The sequence below is a fragment of the Bradyrhizobium arachidis genome (genome assembly GCF_015291705.1).
GTDB lineage: Bacteria > Pseudomonadota > Alphaproteobacteria > Rhizobiales > Xanthobacteraceae > Bradyrhizobium > Bradyrhizobium arachidis.
Window position 1 is genome coordinate 4,270,606 of sequence record NZ_CP030050.1, and the last position, 20,702, is coordinate 4,291,307.

Consider the following 20,702-nt stretch of genomic DNA (forward strand, 5'->3'; position numbering starts at 1 on the left):
AAAAACGAGGCTACATAGGCCGCCGCAAACACCCTTATCGAGAGGCGGGCGCATTTTGGACATGGACCAGTTGAAGCGGCAGGCTGCGGCGCGCGCGCTCGAGGAGGTGCGTGAGGGCATGCAGCTCGGGCTCGGGACCGGCTCGACCGCAAAGCATTTCGTCGAGCTGCTCGGCGAGCGTGTCGCCGCCGGGCTCAAGGTGATCGGCGTGCCGACGTCCGAGGCGACGCGCCTCGATGCGATCCGCTGCGGCGTGAAGCTGACCACGCTCGATGAGATCGACCATCTCGACATGACCGTCGACGGCGCCGACGAGATCGACCCCGACTTCAATCTGATCAAGGGCGGCGGCGGTGCGCTGCTGCGCGAGAAGATCGTGGCGGCCGCCTCGGATCGCATGATCGTGATTGCCGACGACAGCAAATGGGTGCCGACGCTCGGCAAGTTTCCGCTGCCGATCGAGGTCATCCCGTTCGGCCTTGGCGCGACGCGCCGGGCGATCGAGAAGGCATTTGCGGCGTGTGGCGTTTCCGGGCAAATGGCGGTCCGCAAGGCCAAAGATGGCCACGTTTTCGTCACCGATGGCGGCCACTGGATCGTCGATGCCCAGCTCGGACGTATTGTGGATCCGCCCAGCCTCGCCAAGGCGTTGAGCGCGATCCCCGGCGTGGTCGAGCACGGGTTGTTCATCGGCTTGGCCAGCTCGGCCGTTTTGGCGGGTGGCGAGGGAATTCGCGTGATTGAACGGCGAAAGCCGAAAGGAGACTAGGAATGAAGAGTGTTTTGAAGTTCTTGCCGGCCGCGACCCTCGCTATGGGATTGGCGCTTTCGGCCGCCCCGGCTCTCGCGCAGCAGAGCCCGCCGCCGAAGGCCTCGCCGGCGGCGATCGCTGCGGCCAAGGAGATCTTGCAGATCAAGAACGCCACGGCGATGTATCAGGGTGCCGTGCCCGGCCTCGTCGAGAAGACCAAGATCGCGCTGACCCAGCAGAACCTCAACTACCAGAAGGACCTCAACGAGGTCGCCCCGATCGTGGCCCAGCAGCTCCAGGGCCGCCAGAACGAGATCGGTGAGGGCATGGCCCAGATCTACGCCAGCGAGTTCACCGAGCAGGAGCTGAAGGACCTCGTCACCTTCTACAAGTCGCCGCTGGGCAAGAAGCTGATCGAGGCCGAACCGCGCGCCATCGGTCTCAGCATGGCCTTCATGAACTCCTGGGCCCAGAACTTCTCGGAGACCGTGATGGGTGCCTTCCGCGCCGAGATGCGCAAGCGTGGCAAGGAAATCTGATCGATACTATCTGATCAGAATCCGCATCATGCTTTGAAAGAGGTCGGAGTGGACAATGGCTGAATTCGACATCGACCTCTTCGTCATCGGTGGCGGCTCGGGCGGCGTGCGTGCCGCCCGCATCGCGGCCGGCTTTGGTGCCCGCGTGATGATCGCGGAAGAGTACCGCATGGGCGGCACCTGCGTGATCCGCGGCTGCGTGCCGAAGAAGCTGTTCGTGATCGGCTCGCATTTCCGTCATGAACTTGAGGACGCCGCCGGCTTCGGCTGGACCGTTCCGCCCGCGACCTTCGACTGGCCGACGCTGATCGCCAACAAGGACAAGGAGATCGCGCGGCTGGAAGCGGCCTACACGACCAATGTCGAGAAGTCGGGCGCGCAGGTCGTCAAGAGCCGCGCGGTGATCGAGGACAAGCACACCGTCCGTCTGCTCACCGACGACAAGAAGATCACCGCAAAGTACATCCTGATCGCCACCGGCGGCGCGCCGAACCATGGTGCGGCGATCCCCGGCATCGAGCACGTGATCTCCTCCAACGAGGCATTTCATCTGAAGAAGCTGCCGCGGCGGATCGTGATCCAGGGCGGCGGCTATATCGCGCTGGAGTTCGCCGGCATCTTCGCCGGATACGGCTCCGACGTCACCGTGATCTATCGCGGCGACAATATCCTGCGCGGCTTCGACGAGGACGTGCGCACGCATGTGCGAGCCGAGATGGAGAAGCAGGGCATCACCATCCTCACCGGCTGCACGGTGAACAAGGTCGATCGCCACGGCGAGGAGTTCACCACCCATCTGTCGAACGGGTCGAGCCTTGCCTCCGACCAGGTGATGTTTGCGATCGGCCGCCATCCCAACGTCGCCAATCTCGGCCTCGACAACGCCGGCGTCGCCATCAACCCTGGGAATGGCGGCATCGCGGTGGACCATTTCTCCAAGAGCTCGGTCGACAGCATCTATGCGATCGGCGACGTCACCCATCGCTTCAACCTGACGCCGGTCGCGATCCGCGAGGGCCATGCTTTCGCCGACACCGTGTTCGGCAAGCGGGAGGTGCAGGTCGACCACGCCAATATCCCGACGGCGGTATTCTCGCAGCCGGAGGTCGGCACGGTTGGTCTGACCGAAACCGAGGCGCGCGCGCAGTTCAGCCACGTCGACATCTACAAGACGACGTTCCGCCCGATCAAGGCGACGATGTCGGGCCGCGACACGCGTGTACTGATGAAGCTGGTCGTCGACGGCTCAACCGACCGCGTGCTCGGCTGCCACATCGTCGGTGATTGCGCCGCCGAGGTGACCCAGGTGGTCGCGATCGCGGTGAAGATGAAGGCGACCAAGGCCGACTTCGACGCCACCATCGCGCTGCATCCGACCGCGGCCGAAGAGCTTGTGACGATGCGCACGCCGACGGCGCGGCATGTGCGCCAGGCGGCGGAGTAGGGGCTTCCGGAAGAACTCGGCCTGCATGGTTCGAGACGCCCGCTTAGGCGGGCTCCTCACCATGAGGGTCCGAAAACTCGCCTGTACAGCATGACCTCATCCTGAGGGCCCGCCGCAGGCGGGCGTCTCGAAGGATGGCCGCGAGCGAGATGCCCGCCAAGCTTTGGCGCAGCAGGGCCTAGCCGTACAGATACCCGACCGGCTTGCCTTCCGTGCGCAGGGGGCGGATGTCCTTCTGCGTGATGATCTGACCGGCGAGGCCGTCGATCTCGTCGCGCTGCGTCGGGGTCCAGCTGCGCAACTCGTTCATGCCCTTGAGCAGGCCGAGGCGGAGGACCTGGGTGTTTTCACTGAGGCCGATGAGGCTGACCGACTCCTTGCCCGCCGTCACCACATCGCCGGCAGAGAGCTCGAAGCTCTCGCCGGACTTCTTCTTGAACTCGGCCGTGCCGCGAATGACGCGGTAGATCACGACCTCGCCCTTGGCGAAACAGGCCGGGTCCGCGGGCGTCGACGTGCTCTTTGGCAGCAGCGACTGGCCGCTCGGGTCGGTGGCGATGATGTGGCCGGTGACGAGATGGCCGCTGGGGATCTCGATACCGATATCGCGCACGCAAACCGGCATCGCCGATTTGACGGAGCCGTCGGTGAGCGGCCTGAACAGCGCATCCAGCGCAAGGGGATCCTGCAGCCAGAAGCCGGCATCGGCCGGACGGTTGTGCAGCGGGTGGCTCCAGGCCACGCGCGGCGTCTCGGCTTCGTTGATCTGATCGGGACCGACGATGGTCGGGTTCGGAAAGGTTGTCGGGTCGGTGACGAAGGCTTCGAGGAATTTGCCGGAGTAGCCCATGGAGATCGGATCGGGCACGACCGTCTGCGGCGTCTTCAGGTTTTCTTCGGTCGACAGGCCCGACCAGGTGTAGAACAGCTGGCGGTGCACGATCGCGCTTTGCAGCATGACCGCGCCTGGGCCGACATTGTAGAAGCGGCCGTCGTAGTCGAAGGTGAACGCGCCCGAGGTGACCAGCACGAGCTGGAAGCCGCCCGGCGGCAGATGCAGATGGAAATCGGTCGGGCCGGTGTCGGGGCGATAGATCGGCAGATTGGTCGCGACCTCGTGCAGCAGGAAGGTCTCGTTGTTGGCGTGAAATCCCTCGTTGGCGCGGTTGTAGAGTGCCTGCGGCCGGTAGGTCGCCTCGAATTTCGCGTTCTTGTCGCGGTCGATCGCGACGAAATCCTGATCGTTCAAGCGAAGGGGTGAGCCATCCGGGCGGGTGAGGCCGGTGAATTTGAGATCGCCCGCGGCATGCACGTTCATGGCATTCTCCGATTCTGGGCCATCGATCCCGGAGCTGGCGCGCGCATCTTGCTGCTCCACGTGGTGAGAGGAGCAGGGACTGAGGCCTGATGCCGTCTTGCGAATTCTGGGCCAGTCGGCGCGCGTCACCCGCGCATGGGCGCTCCGACCCGCGCGGCGGCAAGAAAAGCCGAGGTTGCACCTGAGGTTAGATCAGCCGTTTCACCGGCTTGCCTCGCTCTGTTCACGAGACGCGCAAGCCCGGAGAAGAGACGCGCCTTGTCTAATTTGTCGGCATGCCCTGCAAAGGGCATGCAGCCGCCAAAGCCGCTGGGATCATCGAACGCCGGCGGCCCGGCGGCGGAAACGGCTCATTCGAACGAGGTACGGGCGGACCGCTCGGGCTTGCCGGAGGGGCTGTCCGCCCACTTCGCCATCTCCAGCGCACGCGCGTCGATGCCTTCGCACCAGAGACAGCTCAGCTCCGCGCGGCCCTTGGCCGTCAGCATCGGGACAAGGGCATGGCCGCAGCCGGCGCACGATGTGATGCGGTTCATGTTTTTCTCCACGATCGTCGAATTCGAGGGCGGCACCTTGGCTGCCGAAGCTTGCGCGGGCGCTATGACGGCGCGGGGCTGCGATCCATCGGCGCACTCGTGCCGGAGATCGTAGATGTAGCGATCCAACGTGACACGGCTGCGATGTCGTCGGCGTTGTCGCGGTAGACGCGAAGCTGGAACTCCGCCGAGCTGCCGCGCTCCACGATGGTTCGGCAGTGCTCGACCTCGGCTGCGCAATTCAGCGCGGCGGCGTCCTCGGCCGTGTCGTCGATCACGCGCGAGAGCAGCTCCGAGATCGTGACCGGCCCGTCCCTGGAGGCGAAGATGCAGTCGGTGCCGTAGCGCTGGGCGCGCCATTTGTTCTCGACGGCAATGGCGCGTTCGACCACGGTGACCTGCTTCGACAGATGGGGCCGCAGATAGAGGTGGCGCGTCAGGCAGCGGTAGAGCGAAGCGATGGCAACGGCGTCATCGATGAAGGTGCAGGTATCAGGCGCGCGAAGCTCGAGGGTCGGATGCTTCATCGACGGGCGCATCGCCCACCAGATGTGGCTCTCGTCGGGGATCACGCCGGAGCGCCGCAGGGCGCCGACATATTCGTCGTAGTCCTGCCGGCTCTCGAACAATTCGGGCAGGCCGGTGCGCGGCAGCTCGGAATAGGCGGCGAGCCGGTAGCCCTTCAGGCCCGTCTTGTGGGAATTCCAGAACGGAGAGGAGGCGGAGAGCGCGATGAACAACGGCAGATGCGGCAGCATGGCCCGCATCACCGCCATGCGCTTCTCCGGATCGGGCAGCTGCACATGCACATGCATGCCGCACATCATGTTGCGGTGGCCGATGCTGCGCAGATCCTCGATCATCTCCTCGTAGCGAGGCTTGGGGGTCGGCTGCGACATCCGCCAGATTGCGGTCGGATGCGTGCCGCAGGCCATGATCACGAAGCCATACTGCGCGGCGACGGTCGCGACCTCGCGGCGCAGGAACCTCAGCTCTTCTCGCGCGTCGTTGACGTCGACGTGAACGTTGGTGGCGACCTCGAGCTGGGACTGCAGCATCTCCCGCATCGCCTGGCCGCCGGTCGACCAGTTCGCGGATTCGAACAGCTCGTTGGGAGTCTGGATTGCGACCTCCAGGGTGCGGCGGTCGGCGAGGAAATATTCCTCCTCGATGCCGAACGAATAGTCCGCCGCCTTGCCGCGCGCACCGGCCGAGCGAATGACGAGGTGCTGCCCGCCGTCGGAGGGATCCAGCCGCAGCAGTTTCAAGACGTCCGAAGCAATTGTCATCATGCCTGCCCGGCAGGAGTGCTATCTGCGGGCTATAATCCGCCTGACCGGAGCCGGTTCCGCGGACCCATTGGAAATTGCAAGGTCGAACGGAACAATTTTCGCGCTTTCGGATGCGCGCGCGATCAGGGCGTGGTTGGGCGGCACCTCCGTCCAGTCCGTCTCCTTGTCGAACGGCTCGGATACGACGATGACCTGGCCGCCATCCTCGCGGAAGTAGAGCGTGTTGGCGGCGTCATTGACCGCGATCCGGAAGGCGTAGAGATCCCGGCCGTTGGCGATGGCGCTGGTGAAGCGCAGCCGTTCGCGCAGCGTGCCTTCATTGACGAGGCCGACGAGCGCTTGCAGCACGGCCTGCGTCGCTCGAAGCGGATCGTTCTCGAGACCTGCGCCCATCATGGCAAGGAACACGGCTTCCGAATCGGTCGTGCCGAGGCGCGATGGATAATAGGCGTCGGGGATTAGCGCCTCGACCTTGCGCCGCAGCCTGTTCCAGCTGCCGACGAAGCCGTTATGCATGAACATCCAGTGGCCGCAGGCGAAAGGATGGCAGTTCTGCCGCGTCACCGCCGTGCCGGTGGCGGCGCGGACATGGGCGAAGAACAGGTGCGAGCGCAGATGGCGGCAGAGATAGCGCAGGTTTTCATCGGACCAGGCCGGCCGCGTCTCGCGATAAAGGCCAGGCTCCGGATGCTCGCCATACCAGCCGAGGCCAAAGCCGTCGCCGTTCGATCCTGCCGTCGACTGGAGCGAGCGGATGCTCTGCGCCACCAGCGAGTGCTCGGGCTCGGTGACATAAGGCTCGAACGAGGTGGTCTCGCCCCGGTATGCGATCCAGCGGCACATGGGTGTTCCTGTCGCGGACGTGTCCTGAGGTCCACCAACAGGCCTGATGGCACGATGGTTCCACCTACATGCGGATCAGGACCACGCCGGCGACCAGCAGCGCGGCGCCGGCGATGCGGACGGCGCTCACGGGATGCACGGGTACGCCGAGCACGCCGAAATGGTCGAACGCGATCGATCCCAGCATCTGGCCGGCGATCAGCAGCGCAAAGAACGTCGCGGCGCCGAGCCGCGGCACGAGGAAGATTGCAAGGCCGATGAAGATGGCGCCGAACAGGCCGCCGCTCCATGCGAACCAGGGTATGCGGGCCGCGGTCGCCACTGAGGGGACGGGATCGCGCATCAGCATCGCCAGCGCCGCCATGCAGAGCACGCCGAGGAAGTAGCTCATGAAGCCCGACCACGCCGCCGAATTGAGCGCGGTGCGCAGGTTCGCATTGAGCGCCTGTTGCACGACGAGGCTGATCCCCGCCGTCACGGCGAGCACAATCGGAAGCGCCAGTTTCAGCATGGCCGGTTGGTCTCCTTGTTCAGCCCGCCGTTGCGCCTCACGCCGGAATCGGGATCAGCGGCGCGACCTCGCGGTCGTGCGGGTTGTCGCTCGCCGAAAGCCCCTGGGCAACGCCGACGCGGTCGGCTTCGGGGCGGTTCTGGCTCATCTTGCGCTTGCCTTCGAACCGCACCACGGGGATGCGCACGCCGACGATCCCGCGCAATTGCGCGGCGATGAAATCGGCGGGGGCATCGCTGACCGCCCACGGCTTGGCGCGCGCGCCTTCATGCCGGTTGGTCAGCCGCGTCACCGCGTCGAGCAGGCGCTCGGGCTCCTGGAAGAATTCGACCGGGCCATAGGCGTGCACGGCGACGTAATTCCAGGTCGGCACGACCTTTCCGGTCTCCTGCTTGGTCGCATACCAGGACGGCGTCACATAGGCTTCGGGCCCACCAAAGATCGCCAGCGCGTGGCCGATCGGGGCGAGCTGCCAGTGCGGATTGGCCTTCGCCACATGCCCGTACAGCACGCCGTGCTCGCCCTCGCTCTCGTCGAGGAACAGCGGCAGCGGCGTTGCGACCGGCCCCTCGCTCGTGGCCGTCACGAGGCTGGCGAGGCGGGCACTGCGAATGGTCGCCCGGATGCTCTCGATGTCGTCGTCGCGAAAGGCGGGGGGAATGTACATGGCGTGTCTCCGTTCTGGTGACGGAGATAGCGGCCATCTGGCCTGTGAGAAACTGCCAGTTTCCAATGATTTCGTCAGTCCAGTTCGGCGACGGCCTGCGCCAGCAGCTTGCAGCCGCGTTCGATCTGCGCGATCTCCAGCGCCGAATAGCCCATGACGAGGCCGACCGTCTTCGACCGGCGCGGGCCGACGCGCAGCGCGGAGACGGGATAGATCCCGACGCCCCTGGCGCGGGCGGCCTGGATCAACGCATCCTCGCGCTTCTGCTGCAGGTCATCGAACCAGGCCACCACGTGCAGGCCGGCAGCCGTGCCGTCGATGCGGACGCGATCGCCGAACCGGCGGCGCAGCGCGCCGAGCAGCGCCTGCTGGCGCTCGGCATTATGCCGGCGCACGCGCCTGACATGGCTGTCGTAGGCGCCGCTCTCCAGCATCGCGGCAAGCGCCTCCTGCTCGATCAGCGGCGTGTGCCGGTCCATGACCTGCTTGGCGGCGGCGAACAGCGATCGTAGCCCCGAGGGCACCACGAGATAGCCGATCCGTAAAGTAGGGGAGAGCGTCTTGGAGACGGTGCCGAGATAGATCACGCTGCCGCTGCCTTCCAGCGCATGCAGCGGCGGGATCGGCTTGGTGTCGTAGCGATACTCGCTGTCGTAATCGTCCTCGATCACATAGGCGTCGTTCTTGCGCGCCCAGGCGAGCAGTTGATGCCGGCGCCCGATCGGCATGACGCCGCCGAGCGGATATTGATGCGACGGCGTCACATAGGCGAGGCGGGCTTCGACGCCGTCGAGCCGCCCGGTCTCGAGCCCATCCGCGTCGACCGGGATCGGCACCGTCTCGGCGCCCGTCGCCGCAAAGGTGTGGCGCGCCATCTGGTAGCCGGGATCCTCCATCACGAAACGGTCGCCGGCATCGAGCAGCAGGCGGGCGCAGATGTCGAGACCCTGCTGCGAACCGTTGACGACGACGATCTGCTCGACCTCGCAGCGGACGCTGCGCGATCGCCACAGATAACCCTGCAGCGCGGTGCGCAGCCGCAGCGATCCGCAGGGGTCGTCATAGGCGAGCCGCTCGGGCCGGCGCGCCATCGCCGCGGTCACGGCCTTCTTCCAGGCCAGCACCGGGAAGTCCGATGGCGAGAGCTCGCCGTAGCGGAAGTTGGCAACGAGGCCGCGCGGCGGCTCGATCCATCGCGGCGGGTCCTGCCGCAGCCGCTCGCCGAAGCGCGACAGGTGCACCCTGCGCGCCGGCGCATGCGAGGCGACGCGCGTGCGTCCGCGCTCGACGACGGCGCGAGCGACGCGGGGCCGGGCGCCATGGCGCGTCTCGATGAAGCCTTCGGCCGCAAGCTGCTCGTAGGCGACGGTGACGGTCGAGCGCGCCACGCCCATCTCGCCGGCCAGCGCGCGCGAGGACGGCAACTGGCCGTCGGTGCCATACACCCGTGCCATGATCTGATCGCGCAGCGCCTCGTAGATCTGGCGCGCGCCGATGTGGCCGGCACGCGCGCCGGGATTGGTTTGCATCCGGGTCATTCACATTCCAGGCCGAATGGACAAGGTCGGAATGTGTTTCTAACCCTGGTCGCCGAGAGTTGCGACAAAAGGCTTGCCGTAGGGGTAAAAATGTTCCTTGCGGCCCTGGTCCCAGAGGGCCCTGAAACCGGGTGCGGTGATGTCCCAATCCGGGCGGCACGTCATGCTGACGGCGCGCAGGTCCTGGCGTAGCTCTTCGACCGTCGGACGTCCGAAGAACCAGTAGCCGTTGTAGATCTTGTGAATGCGCAAGCGCGGCTCCAGCACGATGACATGCGGAATCATCGGGTTGTGGACGGGATCGGTATATTCGGCGATGTCGAGGTCCTTCTGAACGATCCGCCTGGGATCGGACAGGAAAGGCCAGTGCGCGCCCGCGCCGCTTCGGTATTCGTTGGTCTCGGTGATGTTGTCGGTGGTGATCGTGACCAGCCGGCAATAGCCGACCTCCATTTCGCGATGAAGCTGCAACAGGCCGTCGGTCTGGCGGCGATCCTTCGGACAGAAGCCGCCGCGGCCGAGAACGACGATCATGGGATCGCCGCCCTGCAGCTCGGAGAGCTTGCGGTGCTTGCCGGTGTGGTCGCTGAGCTCGTAATCCGGGAAGGTCGCTCCCGGCACCATGTCAGTCCGCATCAAACTCTCCCATGTCTAGAGATCGATCACGACGTCGCTCTGCGGCCGCGCGCAGCAGATCAGGACATTGCCCTCGGCCGGCGCGTCGAGCGGATCGGGCGCATAGCTCACTGTCCCGGCCACGAGCCCGCTCTCGCAATTGTGGCATACGCCGGTCCGGCACGACCAGCGCACGGGGACGTCGCAGGCTTCGGCGAGCTCGAGCAGGCTGGCGTAGGATGGACCCCAGCAGACATTGAGGCCGCTGCGCGCGAATGACACCAACGGCCCCGGACCCGGTGCCCCGGCCGGCACATGCGCGGGCATTTTCGGCGCCGCCGCGATGCCTGGTGTCAGCGACGGTTTGGAGCCGAACAATTCGGTGTGGATGTGATCGGGTGCGATGCCCAATGCGGCGAGGCCAGCGGTCAGATCGCTCATGAAGGCGGCCGGGCCGCACAGATAGAAGTCGCCGTCGCGCGGCACGTCGAGCCGCTCGAGTAGAGGCGCATCCAGACGTCCGGCTGTGTCGTAGTCCACCTCGGCGCGATCGTCAGGATCAGGCGCGCTGTAGCAGACATGGCTGTGATGATGCGGCAGTCCGGCCAGCAGTCTGTGCACCTCGGCGGCGAACGCATGCTCGCGGCCGTTGCGGGTGCCGTGCAGCCACCAGACCTCTCGCGTCGTTCCTTCCGCGGCAAGTGCGTGAAGCATTGCGAGCACGGGCGTCACGCCGATGCCGGCACTCAGCAAGACAACGGGCCGCGCATCCTGCCGCAGCGTGAAGCTGCCGCGCGGCGCGCCGAGCTGCACGAGGTCGCCGATCTGGAGCTCATCGGCGATATATTTGCTGGCCGCTCCGTGCGCCTCCCGCTTGATGCTGATGCGATAGGACGCGGCATCGGCGCGGCTCGACAGCGAATAGCTGCGCGTCATCGCGGCCGTGGCGGAAGGCCCGAGCCGCACGATCACGAATTGGCCGGGCAGGGCGGCCGCCACGGCATGCCCGTCCTGGGGATCGAGGACCAGCGATGTCACGTTGCCGCTCTCGGCGATCTTGCGCGAGACGCGAAACGGCCGGAAGCCGCGCCAGGCCGGAGGCGGGCTTGCGGCCGGGCCAAGTCCGGCGTTTCCCACTGCCGCATGGTCGGTGCGCTGCTGGTCGAGCAGCGCCTCGAATGAATGACGCCAGCCGCGGCTCAGCGCCGGAATTTTCAGTGCGCGTTCGAGACGCTCGCGCGGGTGCGGGGGCAGGTAAAGCAGCGCATTGGTCTCGAACACGCTCATGCGCTCGGGGCCATCAATGACCTGCGTGATCTCGTCACCGGCCTCGACATCGCCTTCCTCGATTACACGGAAATAGAAACCGGGGCGGCCGTGCTTGACGAGCAGCGCGGCCATGTCCGGCTCCTCCATGCGAATGCCAAGCCGGTAGCAGGTGACGCGCGGCTGCGTCACCTCGAACAGGGCAGAGCCGATCTTGTAACGGTCTCCGATGCAGACCTCCGTGTCGGCGAGGCCCTCGACGGTAAAATTCTCGCCGAATTGACCGTAGACGAGGTTCGATCGGCCCAGATGTTTCTGCCAATAGCGATAGGAATCGTCCTGGTAGACGAACACGGCACGCTGTTCGCCGCCGTGACCGGCCGTATCGCCCTGGCCGTCGCCGTCGATGTTGAGCCGCCGCACCCTGCGCGGGCCGCTGACGGGCGCTTTCCAGATGCCGGTATGAACGGTCCTGCCTTGCCAAGCGATGTCGCGCGGCAGGCCGACATTGACGGAGAGCAAACGTGCCATGGGCATTTCCCGGCGTGACGCGACCCGGCGAGTTCCAGATCGCGGCAATGTCAATCTGCACCCAAGTCGGATTTTTGGCGCGTTAGTCGTTGTTAGACGTTGCGAGGGAGCCTTGTTGCCGCCCGACTGTGCGCCAATCTGAGGCTGGAAACCGCAAGGATGGGAGGTCGCGATGGACGATCAGGCGAAGCTGGCGGCGCTGCAGCGTCATTGGGCTGCGTCCGACGCGAACGATTTCGAGGCCGAGCACGACATCTATCGCGAGGACGCCGTGCTCGACTATCCGCAGTCCGGCGAGCGCATCCATGGTCGCAGGAAGATTCAGGAAAGCCGGTTCGTGCAGCCGAACAAGAAGCGCTTCATGGTCCGGCGGATCATCGGCGGTGGCGATCTCTGGGTGAGCGAGTTCGTCCTGAGCTATGACGGCGTGCCGTCCTACGTCGTCAGCATCATGGAATTCCGCGAGGGATTGGTGGCGCACGAGACGCAGTATTTCGGCGACCGGTTCGATCCGTCGCCGTCGCGCGCGTATCTTGTGGAGAAGGTGGGATAGGCTGCGAGCTCGACGCTCCGCTGTCATTCCCCGCGAAGGCGGGGAATCCAGTACGCCGCGGGTTCTCGACGAACCACTGACGTCTCGGAGTACTGGATCGCCCGCCTTCGCGGGCGATGAGAGCGGGGACGTAAACACGGAACCCGATGCGGCGGCTGGTCGCACGTCTGTCGCCTTGATTCCGTCCGACCCATCTTTATCTGTGAACCGAACAAGAATCCGGGCCCCTCTGGCGAGGACGCCGACGAATGTCGGTAAACCTCGCGATGTCGGATGACCTGTCCCGCGCGAATGCGATGGATCGGCCGATCGTCGGGCCTTCTCGAGTTCCTTCCGACTCATCGTCCCCATCGCAGCTCCGTGCGGCCATTTCGCAAGATTGAGGAGCAACGATGTCTGACGCCACTTCAAATCCCATCGAAATCGAGATCACCGAGCCGTCCAGCCTAAACGAGCAGGCCGCGGTGGCGCTGGTCATTGCGGGCGCGCTGGTCGCCGTGGCTGATCGGCGGGTCTCGCCGGTCGAGCGCGACGAGGTGATCCGCTTCATCCGGGACCGCGGCTTGGCGCCGCATATCGATGACGAGCGGCTGTTTTCGATGTTCGACGAGCTGGCGGAACGATTGGAGGAGCCGGACTTTGCCAATGTGGTGATCGACACGTTGCGGCCGGTCTCGAACATGCCGCTGTCGTCCCATCTGATCGAGCTGTCGGAGCACGTTGCGGCCGCCGACGAGGACGTGCATCCGCACGAGGTGCAGGCGATCAAGCTATTGCGCCTGCTGACCCTGGTGCTGCCGCGCGCAAAACCGGTCGGCCCGGGCGCGGGGAGCGCCGCCAAACAGGAGTGAGCATGAGCGCAGCTTCGGACGAGTCGACGACTGTAAACGAGGGCACCACCGGCCAGATGGCCGGCGGTGACCCGCGCCTCGACAAGCTCGTCCATCGCCTGCCGCCGCGCATGAGCGACACCGTCACCTATCTGCTCAAGCCGTCCAGCCGCTGGGTCAGGATTCCCTCGGGCGCGCTGCTCATCGTCGGCGGCGTGCTGTCGTTCCTGCCGATACTCGGCGTCTGGATGCTGCCGCTCGGCCTGGCGCTGCTTGCCGAAGACGTGCCTGCGCTGCGCTCCTCGCGCGCAAAGGTCCTGGATTGGGTCGAGCGGAAGAAGCCGCAATGGCTCGATCCCTCCGCATCGAAAAATGATCAATCATGACCGAATTCATCACGCCCGAAGCGCTGACCGCGCTGTTTCAAGTCGTCCTGATCGACCTCGTGCTCGCCGGCGACAATGCCGTCGTCATTGGCCTTGCCGCCGCCGGCCTCCCGGCCGCGCAGCGCCGGCGCGCCATCATCGTCGGCATCGTCGCCGCCACCGCGCTGCGGATCGTCTTTGCCGGCGTCGCGACCCAGCTGCTCCAGGTGATCGGCCTCCTGCTTGCCGGCGGCGTGCTGCTCTTGTGGGTGTGCTGGAAAATGTGGCGCGAGATTCGCGAGCAGGCCGCGCATGCGAACCAGCTCGCGTTCAGCCACGGCGGTAACGGTGGCACCGCAGATGTGCCGCGCAAAACCTTCGGGCAGGCGGCGTTGCAGATCGTCGCGGCAGACGTCTCGATGTCACTCGATAACGTGCTCGCCGTTGCCGGCGCCGCGCGCGAGCACCCCTACATCCTCGCCTTCGGCCTGCTGCTGTCGGTCGCGCTGATGGGCGTCGCCGCCGATTTGCTCGGCCGCGTGCTGCAGAAGCAGCGCTGGATCGCCTATGTCGGCCTCGCCATCATCGTTTACGTCGCCTTCGAGATGATCTATCGCGGCTCGCTCGAGCTTGCGCCGGTCATTGCGAGTCTCTAAGGCAAACCTTCTTGTCCGCAATCCGGAGTGATATATGACGTCCGAACGCAAAGCACCTTCGGCGCACGTCGTGCCGCAGCCGAAAATCGGCCCGTTCGCCCAGCTCATCTTCGGCTCGCGCTGGCTGCAGGTGCCGCTCTATGTCGGCCTCATCATCGCGCAGGGCGTCTACGTGCTGCTGTTCCTGAAGGAGCTCTGGCACCTCGTCGTGCATTCGTTCGACGCCAGCGAGCAGCAGATCATGCTGGTCGTGCTCGGGCTGATCGACGTCGTCATGATCTCGAACCTGCTGGTGATGGTGATCGTCGGCGGCTATGAGACCTTCGTCTCGCGCCTGAACCTGAACGGCCATCCCGACGAGCCGGAATGGCTGAGCCACGTCAATGCCAGCGTGCTCAAGATCAAGCTTGCGATGGCCATCATCGGCATCTCCTCGATCTCGCTGCTGCGGACCTTCATCGAGGCCGGCAATCTCGGCACCACGCGCAGCAATTTCACCGAGGGCGGTGTGATGTGGCAGGTCTTGATCCACCTGACCTTCATCATCTCCGCGATCGGCATCGCCTGGGTCGACCGTCTCAGCGAGAACGGGCACCGCAAGGAGGCGCGGCACGGCTGAGCGCCGGGCGAGCAGGACGTCTGCGGACAGGTGTCTATTTGAGAATCTCGCAGACGGTCGGACGTGATCCGCCGTCCGGCTGCGCACCTACGGCCGTGACGCCCTGCCACCACGCCTCCAGCGCATCGCGGTCACAGCCGAGCCTGACGCTCATGCCGCCGGCGAATTTGATCCAGTCGGCGAAATGGTCCCTGCCGACCGCGATCAGCACGGGAATGTCGGCATTGAGCGCGCGCTCGATCAGATAGGACAAGCCCTTGCCGTCGCGTTCGCGCTTGCCGAAGCGATTGATGATGACGAGGTCGGCGCCGTGGGCGAGGGCGCCGGCGATACGCTCGGCGGCATTTTGCAGCCGCGCGAGATCGAGCCGGCAGCCTTGCGCGGCCGGATCGAAATCCTGGGCGAGCAAGAGTTTCTCGCCGCTGTGGAGCAGCACCGCCGAGAGACTGGAGTCCGCACATTGGCCGGCCTGCACCATCCCGACGACGCGGCGGCCGTGCGCTCTCAAATCCGCGGCGAAGTCGCGCAGGACGGCGTCGGGATCCTGATGCGGCTCGTAGACGAGGGCGCCGAGGTCGCATTGCGCATCGAACATGGTCGGCCTCCGTTTCCAGCACGAATTAAGAGGGGCCGCGGCGGTTCCGCCGCGGCCCGATTTTCAGCTTAAGCCGCCGGCGGGCCGTTGATGATCTGGAGCTGGGTGAATTCGGCGAGGCCTTCCTCGGCGAATTCGGTGCCAATGCCCGACTGCTTGGCGCCGCCGAACGGGATGTGCGGGGCCATGTCGAGATGCTTGTTGATCCAGACCGTGCCGGACTCGAGCTGGGTCGCCACCTCATGCGCGCGCTTGATGTCGGACGACCAGACCGAGGCGCCGAGGCCGTAGGTGGTGGCATTGGCGCGGCGGATCACGTCGTCCTTGTCGGAATATTTGATCAGCGGCAGCACCGGGCCGAACTGCTCCTCATCGACCAGCTTCGAGCCTTCCTGGATGTCGCGCACGATGGTCGGCTCGATGAAATAGCCGGGCCTGTCCATCGCGGCACCGCCGGCAACCACCTTGCCGTTCTTGTGCGCGTCCTCGAGGAACGCCTTCACCTTCTCGTACTGCATCTTGTTCTGCAGCGGCCCGAGCTTGGTGCCCTGCTTGGAGCCGTCGTCGACCACCGTGTTCTTGGCGATCGCGACCAGTTCGTTGCAAAGCTCGTCATAGACGGATTCGTGCACATAGAGCCGCTTGATGGCGAGGCAGACTTGCCCGGAATTCTGGAACGCGCCTTCAAAAATGCCGGGCGCGACCTTCTTCGGGTCGACGTCGTCGAGCACGATGCCGGCATCGTTGCCGCCGAGCTCGAGCGTGATGCGCTTGAGTGTCTGTGCCGCGCTCGCCATCACCTTCTGCCCCGTCGCGGTGGACCCGGTGAAGGAGATTTTGCGGATATCTGGGTGCTTGGTCATCTCGCCGCCGAGATCATTGGCGTCGGTGATGAAGTTGAGCACGCCCTTCGGCACCACATCCTTGATCAGCGCGGCAAAGCGCAGCGTCGCCAGCGGCGTGGTCGGCGCCGGCTTGACCACCAGCGTGTTGCCGGCGAGCAGCGCGGAGGGAAGCTTGAAGGCGAGGATCAGCAGCGGATAGTTCCAGGGGATGATGGCGCCGACGACGCCGAGCGGACGGCGATAGGCCTCGACCTTGCGGTCGCCGGAATTCTCGATCACCTTCATCGGTAGTTCGAGCGAGCCGAGATAGCGGAAGAAGGCGGCCATGCCGAGCACTTCGCCGGTGGCATCCGCCAGCGGCTTGCCTTGTTCTGAGGTGAGCAGGCGCGCGAGCTCGCCCGAATTGGCCTCGATCACATCGGCCATCTTGATCACGACCTTGCGGCGATCTTCCATCGGCGTCGCGGCCCAGGCGGGGTAGGCGGCCTTCGCGGCGGCCACGGCCGCGTCCAACTGGGACTTGGAGGCGCGCGGGCACTCGGCCAGCACCTCTTCGGTCGCGGGATTGAGAACCGGCATGGTCATGTCGCCGGGCACCATCTTGCCGTCGATGAGAAGATTGAAGTCACTCATTGGCTTTGCGCTCCCTTGCAGAAACGGGCCGTTCGGGGCCTCGTTATATCGAACTATATATCACGCTTGCGCCTGACCGGCCATGGCAGCGGGCTCGATCAATTCCAGAAAAAGCGGGCTGGACGCGGGTGGACTTATCGATATATCGTGATGGATATAGCGAAGTGCGCTTTTCGGGACTGGCGATGGAAATCAAGGTGAGGCAGCTCACGACCTGCGCGGTGGCGGCTGACGGCGGCGCGATCTCGCTGGGCTTCGAGGACGTGACGGGCAATCCCGCAGCGGTCAGCGTCTCGCTCAACCAGGTCGGCGCGCTGATCATGACCCTGCCGGGACTGCTGGAGGCGGCGCTGAAGGCCCGCTACGGCGACCAGAGCCTGCGCTACGCCTATCCGCTGGCCTCCTGGGCGATCGAGCAGTCGACCGATACGACCCAGCGCATCATCACGCTCCAGACCGAGGACGGCTTCAAGGTCCGCTTCTCGATCCCCAGGGACGAGCAGAGCCTGCTCGGCGAAGCCCTGACCCAGCCGATGCCGGAAATGTCGGTGCGACCGAACTAGGTCACGGACTCGGTCCCGCGCCGCAGAGCAGACTGCGCGCCCGGTCTGATTTGCGTAATTGCCACGCCGGAGATTGCGAGCAGCGCACCTGCAATCAACTTCGAGGTCAGGTGCTCGCCGAGGAACGCCACGCTCGACATCAAGGCGAATACCGGAAGCAGCAGGCCGAAGGGGGCGACGCGGCTCATGGAGCAACGCGCGATCAGCCAGAACCATAAGCCAAAGCCGGCAATTCCTCCGATGACGATCGTGTAGGCGAGGGCCAGCCAGCCGCGTCCATCCGCCGTGACGAGGCTCGCTAGCTGCCCATGCTCAAGCAGCAGCGACATCAACACGACCTGCGGCACCGTGAGCAACGACGACCAGCCCATCAGCATGAACGGATCGAAGGGGCCGTGGCGTTTGGTCAGGACGTTGGACACCGCAAAGGAGAAGGCCGCTCCGACTACAAGCAGCAGCGGAAGCGCGTTTGCCGATGGCCCCGCTCCCAGCACGACGACGCCAATGAAGGCAAGCGCCACTCCGGCGGACGTGGTGGGGGACGGCCTCTCGCCGAGAAGCGGCCAGGCCAGCAAGACGGTGAAGGGCGTGGCGAGTTGATAGGCGACAGCCGACAGGCTTCCCGAGCCAAGCCCGAGGCCGACATAGAAGAGCCCGAAGTTTAGTCCGCCGAGGAAGAGCGAGATCGCCGCGACGGGGCCGAGTTGTCGGCGCGTCGGCCGCGCGACGAACGGGACGAGCAGCACCGCGATGACCAGGAAGCGCAGCGCGAGGAAGAAGAGCGGCGGAAACTGCGTCACGCCCACCTTGATGACGACGAACTGATAACCCCAGAGCAGGGGAACGAAGATCGCGCAGACAATCTGGATGGCAGTCATGGCAATCTTCCTTTCAAGACCGTTTAGTCCAAATATGAGCGCGCCACGGGCGAAGGCGTCCATGAGGTCGTTACCTGATGAAACGGTCGAGGAGCGCGTCGGCGGTGGCTTGCGACGTTGCGCGGGCAGGCGCCGTCTTGCCGACCACGCGCAGTCCCTCGACGAAACAGACGAGAATCTTGGCGGCGCTCAAGGGCTCGACACCATCGGCGAGCCTGTGGGCCGTCTTCGCGCGGGACAGTGCCTCCGCGACCCTTGTCTCCATCGCCTTGAAGAAGCCCGCAACGCGACGGCCGACTTCGGCATCCTCGCCGGCCAGCTCCATAGCCGTCGCCACCAGCAGGCATCCGCGGCGCCCCTTCGCGCCGCTGGTGCGGTCAACATAGCCGGCGAGATAGGCCCTGAGACCGTCGACCGGTTCTCCGGCGAGCTCAACATCCATCCGCGTCACGGCGTCGGCGATGTAGCGATCGAGCGCGCGCAGGAAGAGCGAGTGCTTGTCACCGAAAGCGGCGTAAAGGCTGCCGCGCGAGAGCTTCGTCGCACGAAGCAAGTCCGGCAGCGCCGTGGCGTGATAGCCGCGCGACCAGAACACCTCCATCGCGCGTTCGACGGCGGCGTCCATGTCGAAGCTTCGGGGGCGGCCACGGGACGGCTGCGATCGCGCTTGGGTGTTCATTTGCCGATATATAGACCGATCGGTCGTTAAATCGCAAGTGGCCGCCCGAGGCTACGGACGGCCGGTTCCTGTCGGAAACCGCGTTCAGGACTTGCGCGAACGGCTGATGTCGCTCCGGAGCGCTTCCAGCTCCTTGTGGACGGCGCGCGCGGCGTCGCGCTCGATCTTGCGGTAGCGCGCGACGAGCTTTTCGCCGAAGGGTGTCAGCATCGCGCCGCCGCCGTTCTTGCCGCCGGCCTGAGGCTCGACCACGGCATGGCCGCAGATGCGGTTGATCTCGTCGACGAGATCCCATGCGCGTTTGTAGGACATGTCCATGGCCCGGCCGGCCGCCGAGATCGAGCCCTGCTCGCGGATTTGCTCCAATAGCTCGATCTTGCCGGGCCCGATCCGATCCTGGCCGTCGAGGTCGATGCGAAGGCTCAGTTGAGGAAGCGATTTGGCGCTTGCGCGCGGCATGACGGGGTCTCTGATGATTGCAGCGCAGATTGCCACTCTTGCCCGCCGCCGACAAGGCGAGCGCGGCAGGCCGTATCACCGCACGGCGTGCATCTCCAGAAACGCCTTCACGCCGGTGACGTTGCCGGTATCGGACGGCACGTAGCCGGGCAGGGTGGCGATGGCGGCGCGGAAATCGGCGCTGCGGATGATTTCGAGGATGCGCTGCATCGGCGCGGTATCGAGGAAGGCGCGCTTGCAGACGAAGAAATAATCCTCGGTGAGGATGCGGATGAAATCGAGGCCGAAATGCCGCGCGGCGGCCTCGACGCCGAAGCTCGCGTCCGCCATGCCGCTCGCGACATAGGCGGCAACCGCGGCGTGGGTGAACTCGATCTGCTGCGCGCCGTTGATCCTGCTCTCGTCGATGCCGTTTGCGGCGAGCAACTGGTCGAACAACAGGCGCGTGCCGGAATCGTGGTCGCGGTTGACGAAGCGGACATTTGGTTTGGTCAGGTCGTGAAGCGAGGCGATCCGCAGCGGATTGCCGCGCGCGACCATCAGGCCCATCTCACGCGTCACAAAACTGATGATGCGGTCCTCGCGCGGATCGAGCCATTCGCGCGCCGCCTTGATCCCTTGGGCGCGAAGCGCGCCGTGCGGCAGATGCAGGCCGGAGAGGTCGCACGCGCCTTGCGCCAGCGAGACCAGCGAATGCTGGTTGCTGACATAGCGCAGATCGACGCCGATGCCGGGCTCGCGGTCGAGGAATTCGCGCAGCTTTGCCACCGCAAAGCCGTGGCTCGCATGCACGCGGATCACGGAGGGGCGCTGCTCGAGGAACGGCTTGATCTCGCTGGCGAGCTCCTGCGCGAGGTTGTCGAGCTGCGGGCCAAGCCGCGCCTGCATGCGCTCGCCGGCCCACACCAGCCGCTCACCGAACGGCGTGAGTTTCGAGCCTTTGCCGCGCTGGGTCTCGACCAAGGGCGTGCCGAAGAACTCCGACCATTGCTCGATCAGATTCCAGACATGCCGGTAGGAGAGGTGCGCGTCGCTCGCCGCACTCGTGATCTTTCCGGTCTTCCGGATCTCGTTGAGCACGCCGAGCATGACGACGGCGGTGCGCGGGCTGCCCTCGCGGCGAAACCGCCAGACGGCCTCGATCTCGATCTGAAGCATCTGACATCCTTATGAACT

General features: G+C 65.4%; 24 protein-coding genes. 9 read left to right on the forward strand and 15 right to left on the reverse strand.

From position 1 onward, the window contains the following. The first annotated feature begins 55 nt into the window (after positions 1-55). From rpiA to gor, 3 genes are read left to right on the forward strand one after another with little or no spacing between them, the layout of a single operon-like run. The gene (rpiA, locus tag WN72_RS19615) at positions 56-769 is read left to right on the forward strand and encodes a ribose-5-phosphate isomerase RpiA (protein WP_027557222.1); all 714 of its coding nucleotides are present in this window, start codon (positions 56-58) and stop codon (positions 767-769) included. A 2-nt stretch (positions 770-771) separates the two neighbouring features. Further along, the gene (locus WN72_RS19620; protein WP_027557223.1) at positions 772-1,290 is read left to right on the forward strand and encodes a DUF2059 domain-containing protein; all 519 of its coding nucleotides are present in this window, start codon (positions 772-774) and stop codon (positions 1,288-1,290) included. A gap of 55 nt (positions 1,291-1,345) precedes the next feature. Next, positions 1,346-2,734: a glutathione-disulfide reductase gene (gor, locus tag WN72_RS19625; protein ID WP_092216408.1), complete on the forward strand. Its 1,389-nt coding sequence runs from the start codon at positions 1,346-1,348 to the stop codon at positions 2,732-2,734. A 178-nt stretch (positions 2,735-2,912) separates the two neighbouring features. On the opposite strand, the gene WN72_RS19630 is transcribed toward gor, so the two are convergent. The 9 genes from WN72_RS19630 to WN72_RS19670 all read right to left on the reverse strand — a co-directional run bounded on the left by WN72_RS19630 (position 2,913) and on the right by WN72_RS19670 (position 11,851). Further along, complete coding sequence (locus WN72_RS19630; protein ID WP_092216520.1) at positions 2,913-4,052, reverse strand: hypothetical protein; 1,140 nt, start codon at positions 4,050-4,052, stop codon at positions 2,913-2,915. Positions 4,053-4,402: 350 nt separating this feature from the next. Beyond that, positions 4,403-4,588 (reverse strand): hypothetical protein, encoded by a 186-nt coding sequence (locus WN72_RS19635; protein ID WP_027557226.1) that lies wholly within the window; start codon positions 4,586-4,588, stop codon positions 4,403-4,405. Between the two features lie 62 nt (positions 4,589-4,650). After that, positions 4,651-5,877 carry a carboxylate-amine ligase gene (locus tag WN72_RS19640; RefSeq protein WP_092216521.1) on the reverse strand — a complete coding sequence of 409 codons (1,227 nt, stop codon included), beginning with the start codon at positions 5,875-5,877 and terminating at the stop codon, positions 4,651-4,653. Between the two features lie 21 nt (positions 5,878-5,898). Beyond that, positions 5,899-6,723: a class II glutamine amidotransferase gene (locus tag WN72_RS19645; RefSeq protein ID WP_092216409.1), complete on the reverse strand. Its 825-nt coding sequence runs from the start codon at positions 6,721-6,723 to the stop codon at positions 5,899-5,901. 64 nt (positions 6,724-6,787) lie between these two features. Further along, the gene (locus WN72_RS19650) at positions 6,788-7,234 is read right to left on the reverse strand and encodes a DMT family transporter (RefSeq protein ID WP_092216410.1); all 447 of its coding nucleotides are present in this window, start codon (positions 7,232-7,234) and stop codon (positions 6,788-6,790) included. A gap of 37 nt (positions 7,235-7,271) precedes the next feature. Continuing rightward, positions 7,272-7,901 carry an FMN-binding negative transcriptional regulator gene (locus WN72_RS19655; RefSeq protein ID WP_027557230.1) on the reverse strand — a complete coding sequence of 210 codons (630 nt, stop codon included), beginning with the start codon at positions 7,899-7,901 and terminating at the stop codon, positions 7,272-7,274. A gap of 74 nt (positions 7,902-7,975) precedes the next feature. Further along, the gene (pdxR, locus tag WN72_RS19660; protein WP_092216411.1) at positions 7,976-9,439 is read right to left on the reverse strand and encodes a MocR-like pyridoxine biosynthesis transcription factor PdxR; all 1,464 of its coding nucleotides are present in this window, start codon (positions 9,437-9,439) and stop codon (positions 7,976-7,978) included. Positions 9,440-9,478: 39 nt separating this feature from the next. After that, positions 9,479-10,075: a redoxin domain-containing protein gene (locus tag WN72_RS19665; protein ID WP_092216412.1), complete on the reverse strand. Its 597-nt coding sequence runs from the start codon at positions 10,073-10,075 to the stop codon at positions 9,479-9,481. Between the two features lie 15 nt (positions 10,076-10,090). Continuing rightward, positions 10,091-11,851 (reverse strand): MOSC and FAD-binding oxidoreductase domain-containing protein, encoded by a 1,761-nt coding sequence (locus WN72_RS19670; protein ID WP_092216522.1) that lies wholly within the window; start codon positions 11,849-11,851, stop codon positions 10,091-10,093. 172 nt (positions 11,852-12,023) lie between these two features. Here WN72_RS19670 and WN72_RS19675 point away from each other — a divergent pair, with 172 nt between their 5' ends. The 5 genes from WN72_RS19675 to WN72_RS19695 all read left to right on the forward strand — a co-directional run bounded on the left by WN72_RS19675 (position 12,024) and on the right by WN72_RS19695 (position 14,874). Then, positions 12,024-12,404: a nuclear transport factor 2 family protein gene (locus WN72_RS19675; RefSeq protein WP_092216413.1), complete on the forward strand. Its 381-nt coding sequence runs from the start codon at positions 12,024-12,026 to the stop codon at positions 12,402-12,404. Positions 12,405-12,796: 392 nt separating this feature from the next. Further along, entirely contained in the window at positions 12,797-13,255 is a 459-nt protein-coding gene (locus tag WN72_RS19680; RefSeq protein ID WP_092216414.1) for a tellurite resistance TerB family protein, read from the forward strand. A gap of 2 nt (positions 13,256-13,257) precedes the next feature. Beyond that, on the forward strand, positions 13,258-13,620 hold the full coding sequence (locus WN72_RS19685; RefSeq protein ID WP_027557236.1) for a hypothetical protein: 363 nt from the start codon (positions 13,258-13,260) through the stop codon (positions 13,618-13,620). Next, positions 13,617-14,255: a YjbE family putative metal transport protein gene (locus WN72_RS19690; RefSeq protein ID WP_027557237.1), complete on the forward strand. Its 639-nt coding sequence runs from the start codon at positions 13,617-13,619 to the stop codon at positions 14,253-14,255. Before WN72_RS19685 ends, WN72_RS19690 begins: the two co-directional genes overlap by 4 nt. Before the next feature lie 34 nt (positions 14,256-14,289). After that, positions 14,290-14,874: a TIGR00645 family protein gene (locus WN72_RS19695; RefSeq protein WP_027557238.1), complete on the forward strand. Its 585-nt coding sequence runs from the start codon at positions 14,290-14,292 to the stop codon at positions 14,872-14,874. A gap of 34 nt (positions 14,875-14,908) precedes the next feature. On the opposite strand, the gene WN72_RS19700 is transcribed toward WN72_RS19695, so the two are convergent. Then, on the reverse strand, positions 14,909-15,469 hold the full coding sequence (locus tag WN72_RS19700; RefSeq protein WP_092216416.1) for a DUF2478 domain-containing protein: 561 nt from the start codon (positions 15,467-15,469) through the stop codon (positions 14,909-14,911). A 68-nt stretch (positions 15,470-15,537) separates the two neighbouring features. Continuing rightward, positions 15,538-16,947: an aldehyde dehydrogenase family protein gene (locus WN72_RS19705; protein ID WP_092216417.1), complete on the reverse strand. Its 1,410-nt coding sequence runs from the start codon at positions 16,945-16,947 to the stop codon at positions 15,538-15,540. Positions 16,948-17,132: 185 nt separating this feature from the next. Here WN72_RS19705 and WN72_RS19710 point away from each other — a divergent pair, with 185 nt between their 5' ends. After that, positions 17,133-17,510: a hypothetical protein gene (locus WN72_RS19710; RefSeq protein ID WP_092216418.1), complete on the forward strand. Its 378-nt coding sequence runs from the start codon at positions 17,133-17,135 to the stop codon at positions 17,508-17,510. Here the strand turns inward: WN72_RS19710 and WN72_RS19715 are convergent. From WN72_RS19715 to WN72_RS19730, 4 genes are all read right to left on the reverse strand, one after another. Next, positions 17,507-18,388 carry a DMT family transporter gene (locus tag WN72_RS19715; RefSeq protein WP_092216419.1) on the reverse strand — a complete coding sequence of 294 codons (882 nt, stop codon included), beginning with the start codon at positions 18,386-18,388 and terminating at the stop codon, positions 17,507-17,509. The two genes, WN72_RS19710 and WN72_RS19715, sit on opposite strands and share 4 nt — an antisense overlap. A 70-nt stretch (positions 18,389-18,458) precedes the next feature. Then, positions 18,459-19,013, reverse strand: coding sequence for a TetR/AcrR family transcriptional regulator (locus WN72_RS19720; protein WP_092216420.1), 555 nt, complete (start codon positions 19,011-19,013; stop codon positions 18,459-18,461). 138 nt (positions 19,014-19,151) lie between these two features. Beyond that, positions 19,152-19,526 carry a winged helix-turn-helix domain-containing protein gene (locus WN72_RS19725; protein ID WP_092216421.1) on the reverse strand — a complete coding sequence of 125 codons (375 nt, stop codon included), beginning with the start codon at positions 19,524-19,526 and terminating at the stop codon, positions 19,152-19,154. A gap of 75 nt (positions 19,527-19,601) precedes the next feature. After that, the gene (locus WN72_RS19730; protein ID WP_027557245.1) at positions 19,602-20,684 is read right to left on the reverse strand and encodes a substrate-binding domain-containing protein; all 1,083 of its coding nucleotides are present in this window, start codon (positions 20,682-20,684) and stop codon (positions 19,602-19,604) included. Between the last annotated feature and the right edge of the window lie 18 nt (positions 20,685-20,702).

Excerpts from the sequence above, each read along its gene's own strand:
- WN72_RS19620 (WP_027557223.1), top strand. The coding sequence starts at position 772 with ATGAAGAGTGTTTTGAAGTTCTTGCCGGCCGCGACCCTCGCTATGGGA.
- gor (WP_092216408.1), top strand. The coding sequence starts at position 1,346 with ATGGCTGAATTCGACATCGACCTCTTCGTCATCGGTGGCGGCTCGGGC.
- WN72_RS19630 (WP_092216520.1), bottom strand. The coding sequence starts at position 4,052 with ATGAACGTGCATGCCGCGGGCGATCTCAAATTCACCGGCCTCACCCGC.
- WN72_RS19635 (WP_027557226.1), bottom strand. The coding sequence starts at position 4,588 with ATGAACCGCATCACATCGTGCGCCGGCTGCGGCCATGCCCTTGTCCCG.
- WN72_RS19640 (WP_092216521.1), bottom strand. The coding sequence starts at position 5,877 with ATGACAATTGCTTCGGACGTCTTGAAACTGCTGCGGCTGGATCCCTCC.
- WN72_RS19645 (WP_092216409.1), bottom strand. The coding sequence starts at position 6,723 with ATGTGCCGCTGGATCGCATACCGGGGCGAGACCACCTCGTTCGAGCCT.
- WN72_RS19650 (WP_092216410.1), bottom strand. The coding sequence starts at position 7,234 with ATGCTGAAACTGGCGCTTCCGATTGTGCTCGCCGTGACGGCGGGGATC.
- WN72_RS19655 (WP_027557230.1), bottom strand. The coding sequence starts at position 7,901 with ATGTACATTCCCCCCGCCTTTCGCGACGACGACATCGAGAGCATCCGG.
- pdxR (WP_092216411.1), bottom strand. The coding sequence starts at position 9,439 with ATGACCCGGATGCAAACCAATCCCGGCGCGCGTGCCGGCCACATCGGC.
- WN72_RS19665 (WP_092216412.1), bottom strand. The coding sequence starts at position 10,075 with ATGCGGACTGACATGGTGCCGGGAGCGACCTTCCCGGATTACGAGCTC.
- WN72_RS19670 (WP_092216522.1), bottom strand. The coding sequence starts at position 11,851 with ATGGCACGTTTGCTCTCCGTCAATGTCGGCCTGCCGCGCGACATCGCT.
- WN72_RS19675 (WP_092216413.1), top strand. The coding sequence starts at position 12,024 with ATGGACGATCAGGCGAAGCTGGCGGCGCTGCAGCGTCATTGGGCTGCG.
- WN72_RS19680 (WP_092216414.1), top strand. The coding sequence starts at position 12,797 with ATGTCTGACGCCACTTCAAATCCCATCGAAATCGAGATCACCGAGCCG.
- WN72_RS19685 (WP_027557236.1), top strand. The coding sequence starts at position 13,258 with ATGAGCGCAGCTTCGGACGAGTCGACGACTGTAAACGAGGGCACCACC.
- WN72_RS19690 (WP_027557237.1), top strand. The coding sequence starts at position 13,617 with ATGACCGAATTCATCACGCCCGAAGCGCTGACCGCGCTGTTTCAAGTC.
- WN72_RS19695 (WP_027557238.1), top strand. The coding sequence starts at position 14,290 with ATGACGTCCGAACGCAAAGCACCTTCGGCGCACGTCGTGCCGCAGCCG.
- WN72_RS19700 (WP_092216416.1), bottom strand. The coding sequence starts at position 15,469 with ATGTTCGATGCGCAATGCGACCTCGGCGCCCTCGTCTACGAGCCGCAT.
- WN72_RS19705 (WP_092216417.1), bottom strand. The coding sequence starts at position 16,947 with ATGAGTGACTTCAATCTTCTCATCGACGGCAAGATGGTGCCCGGCGAC.
- WN72_RS19710 (WP_092216418.1), top strand. The coding sequence starts at position 17,133 with ATGGAAATCAAGGTGAGGCAGCTCACGACCTGCGCGGTGGCGGCTGAC.
- WN72_RS19715 (WP_092216419.1), bottom strand. The coding sequence starts at position 18,388 with ATGACTGCCATCCAGATTGTCTGCGCGATCTTCGTTCCCCTGCTCTGG.
- WN72_RS19720 (WP_092216420.1), bottom strand. The coding sequence starts at position 19,013 with ATGGACGCCGCCGTCGAACGCGCGATGGAGGTGTTCTGGTCGCGCGGC.
- WN72_RS19725 (WP_092216421.1), bottom strand. The coding sequence starts at position 19,526 with ATGCCGCGCGCAAGCGCCAAATCGCTTCCTCAACTGAGCCTTCGCATC.
- WN72_RS19730 (WP_027557245.1), bottom strand. The coding sequence starts at position 20,684 with ATGCTTCAGATCGAGATCGAGGCCGTCTGGCGGTTTCGCCGCGAGGGC.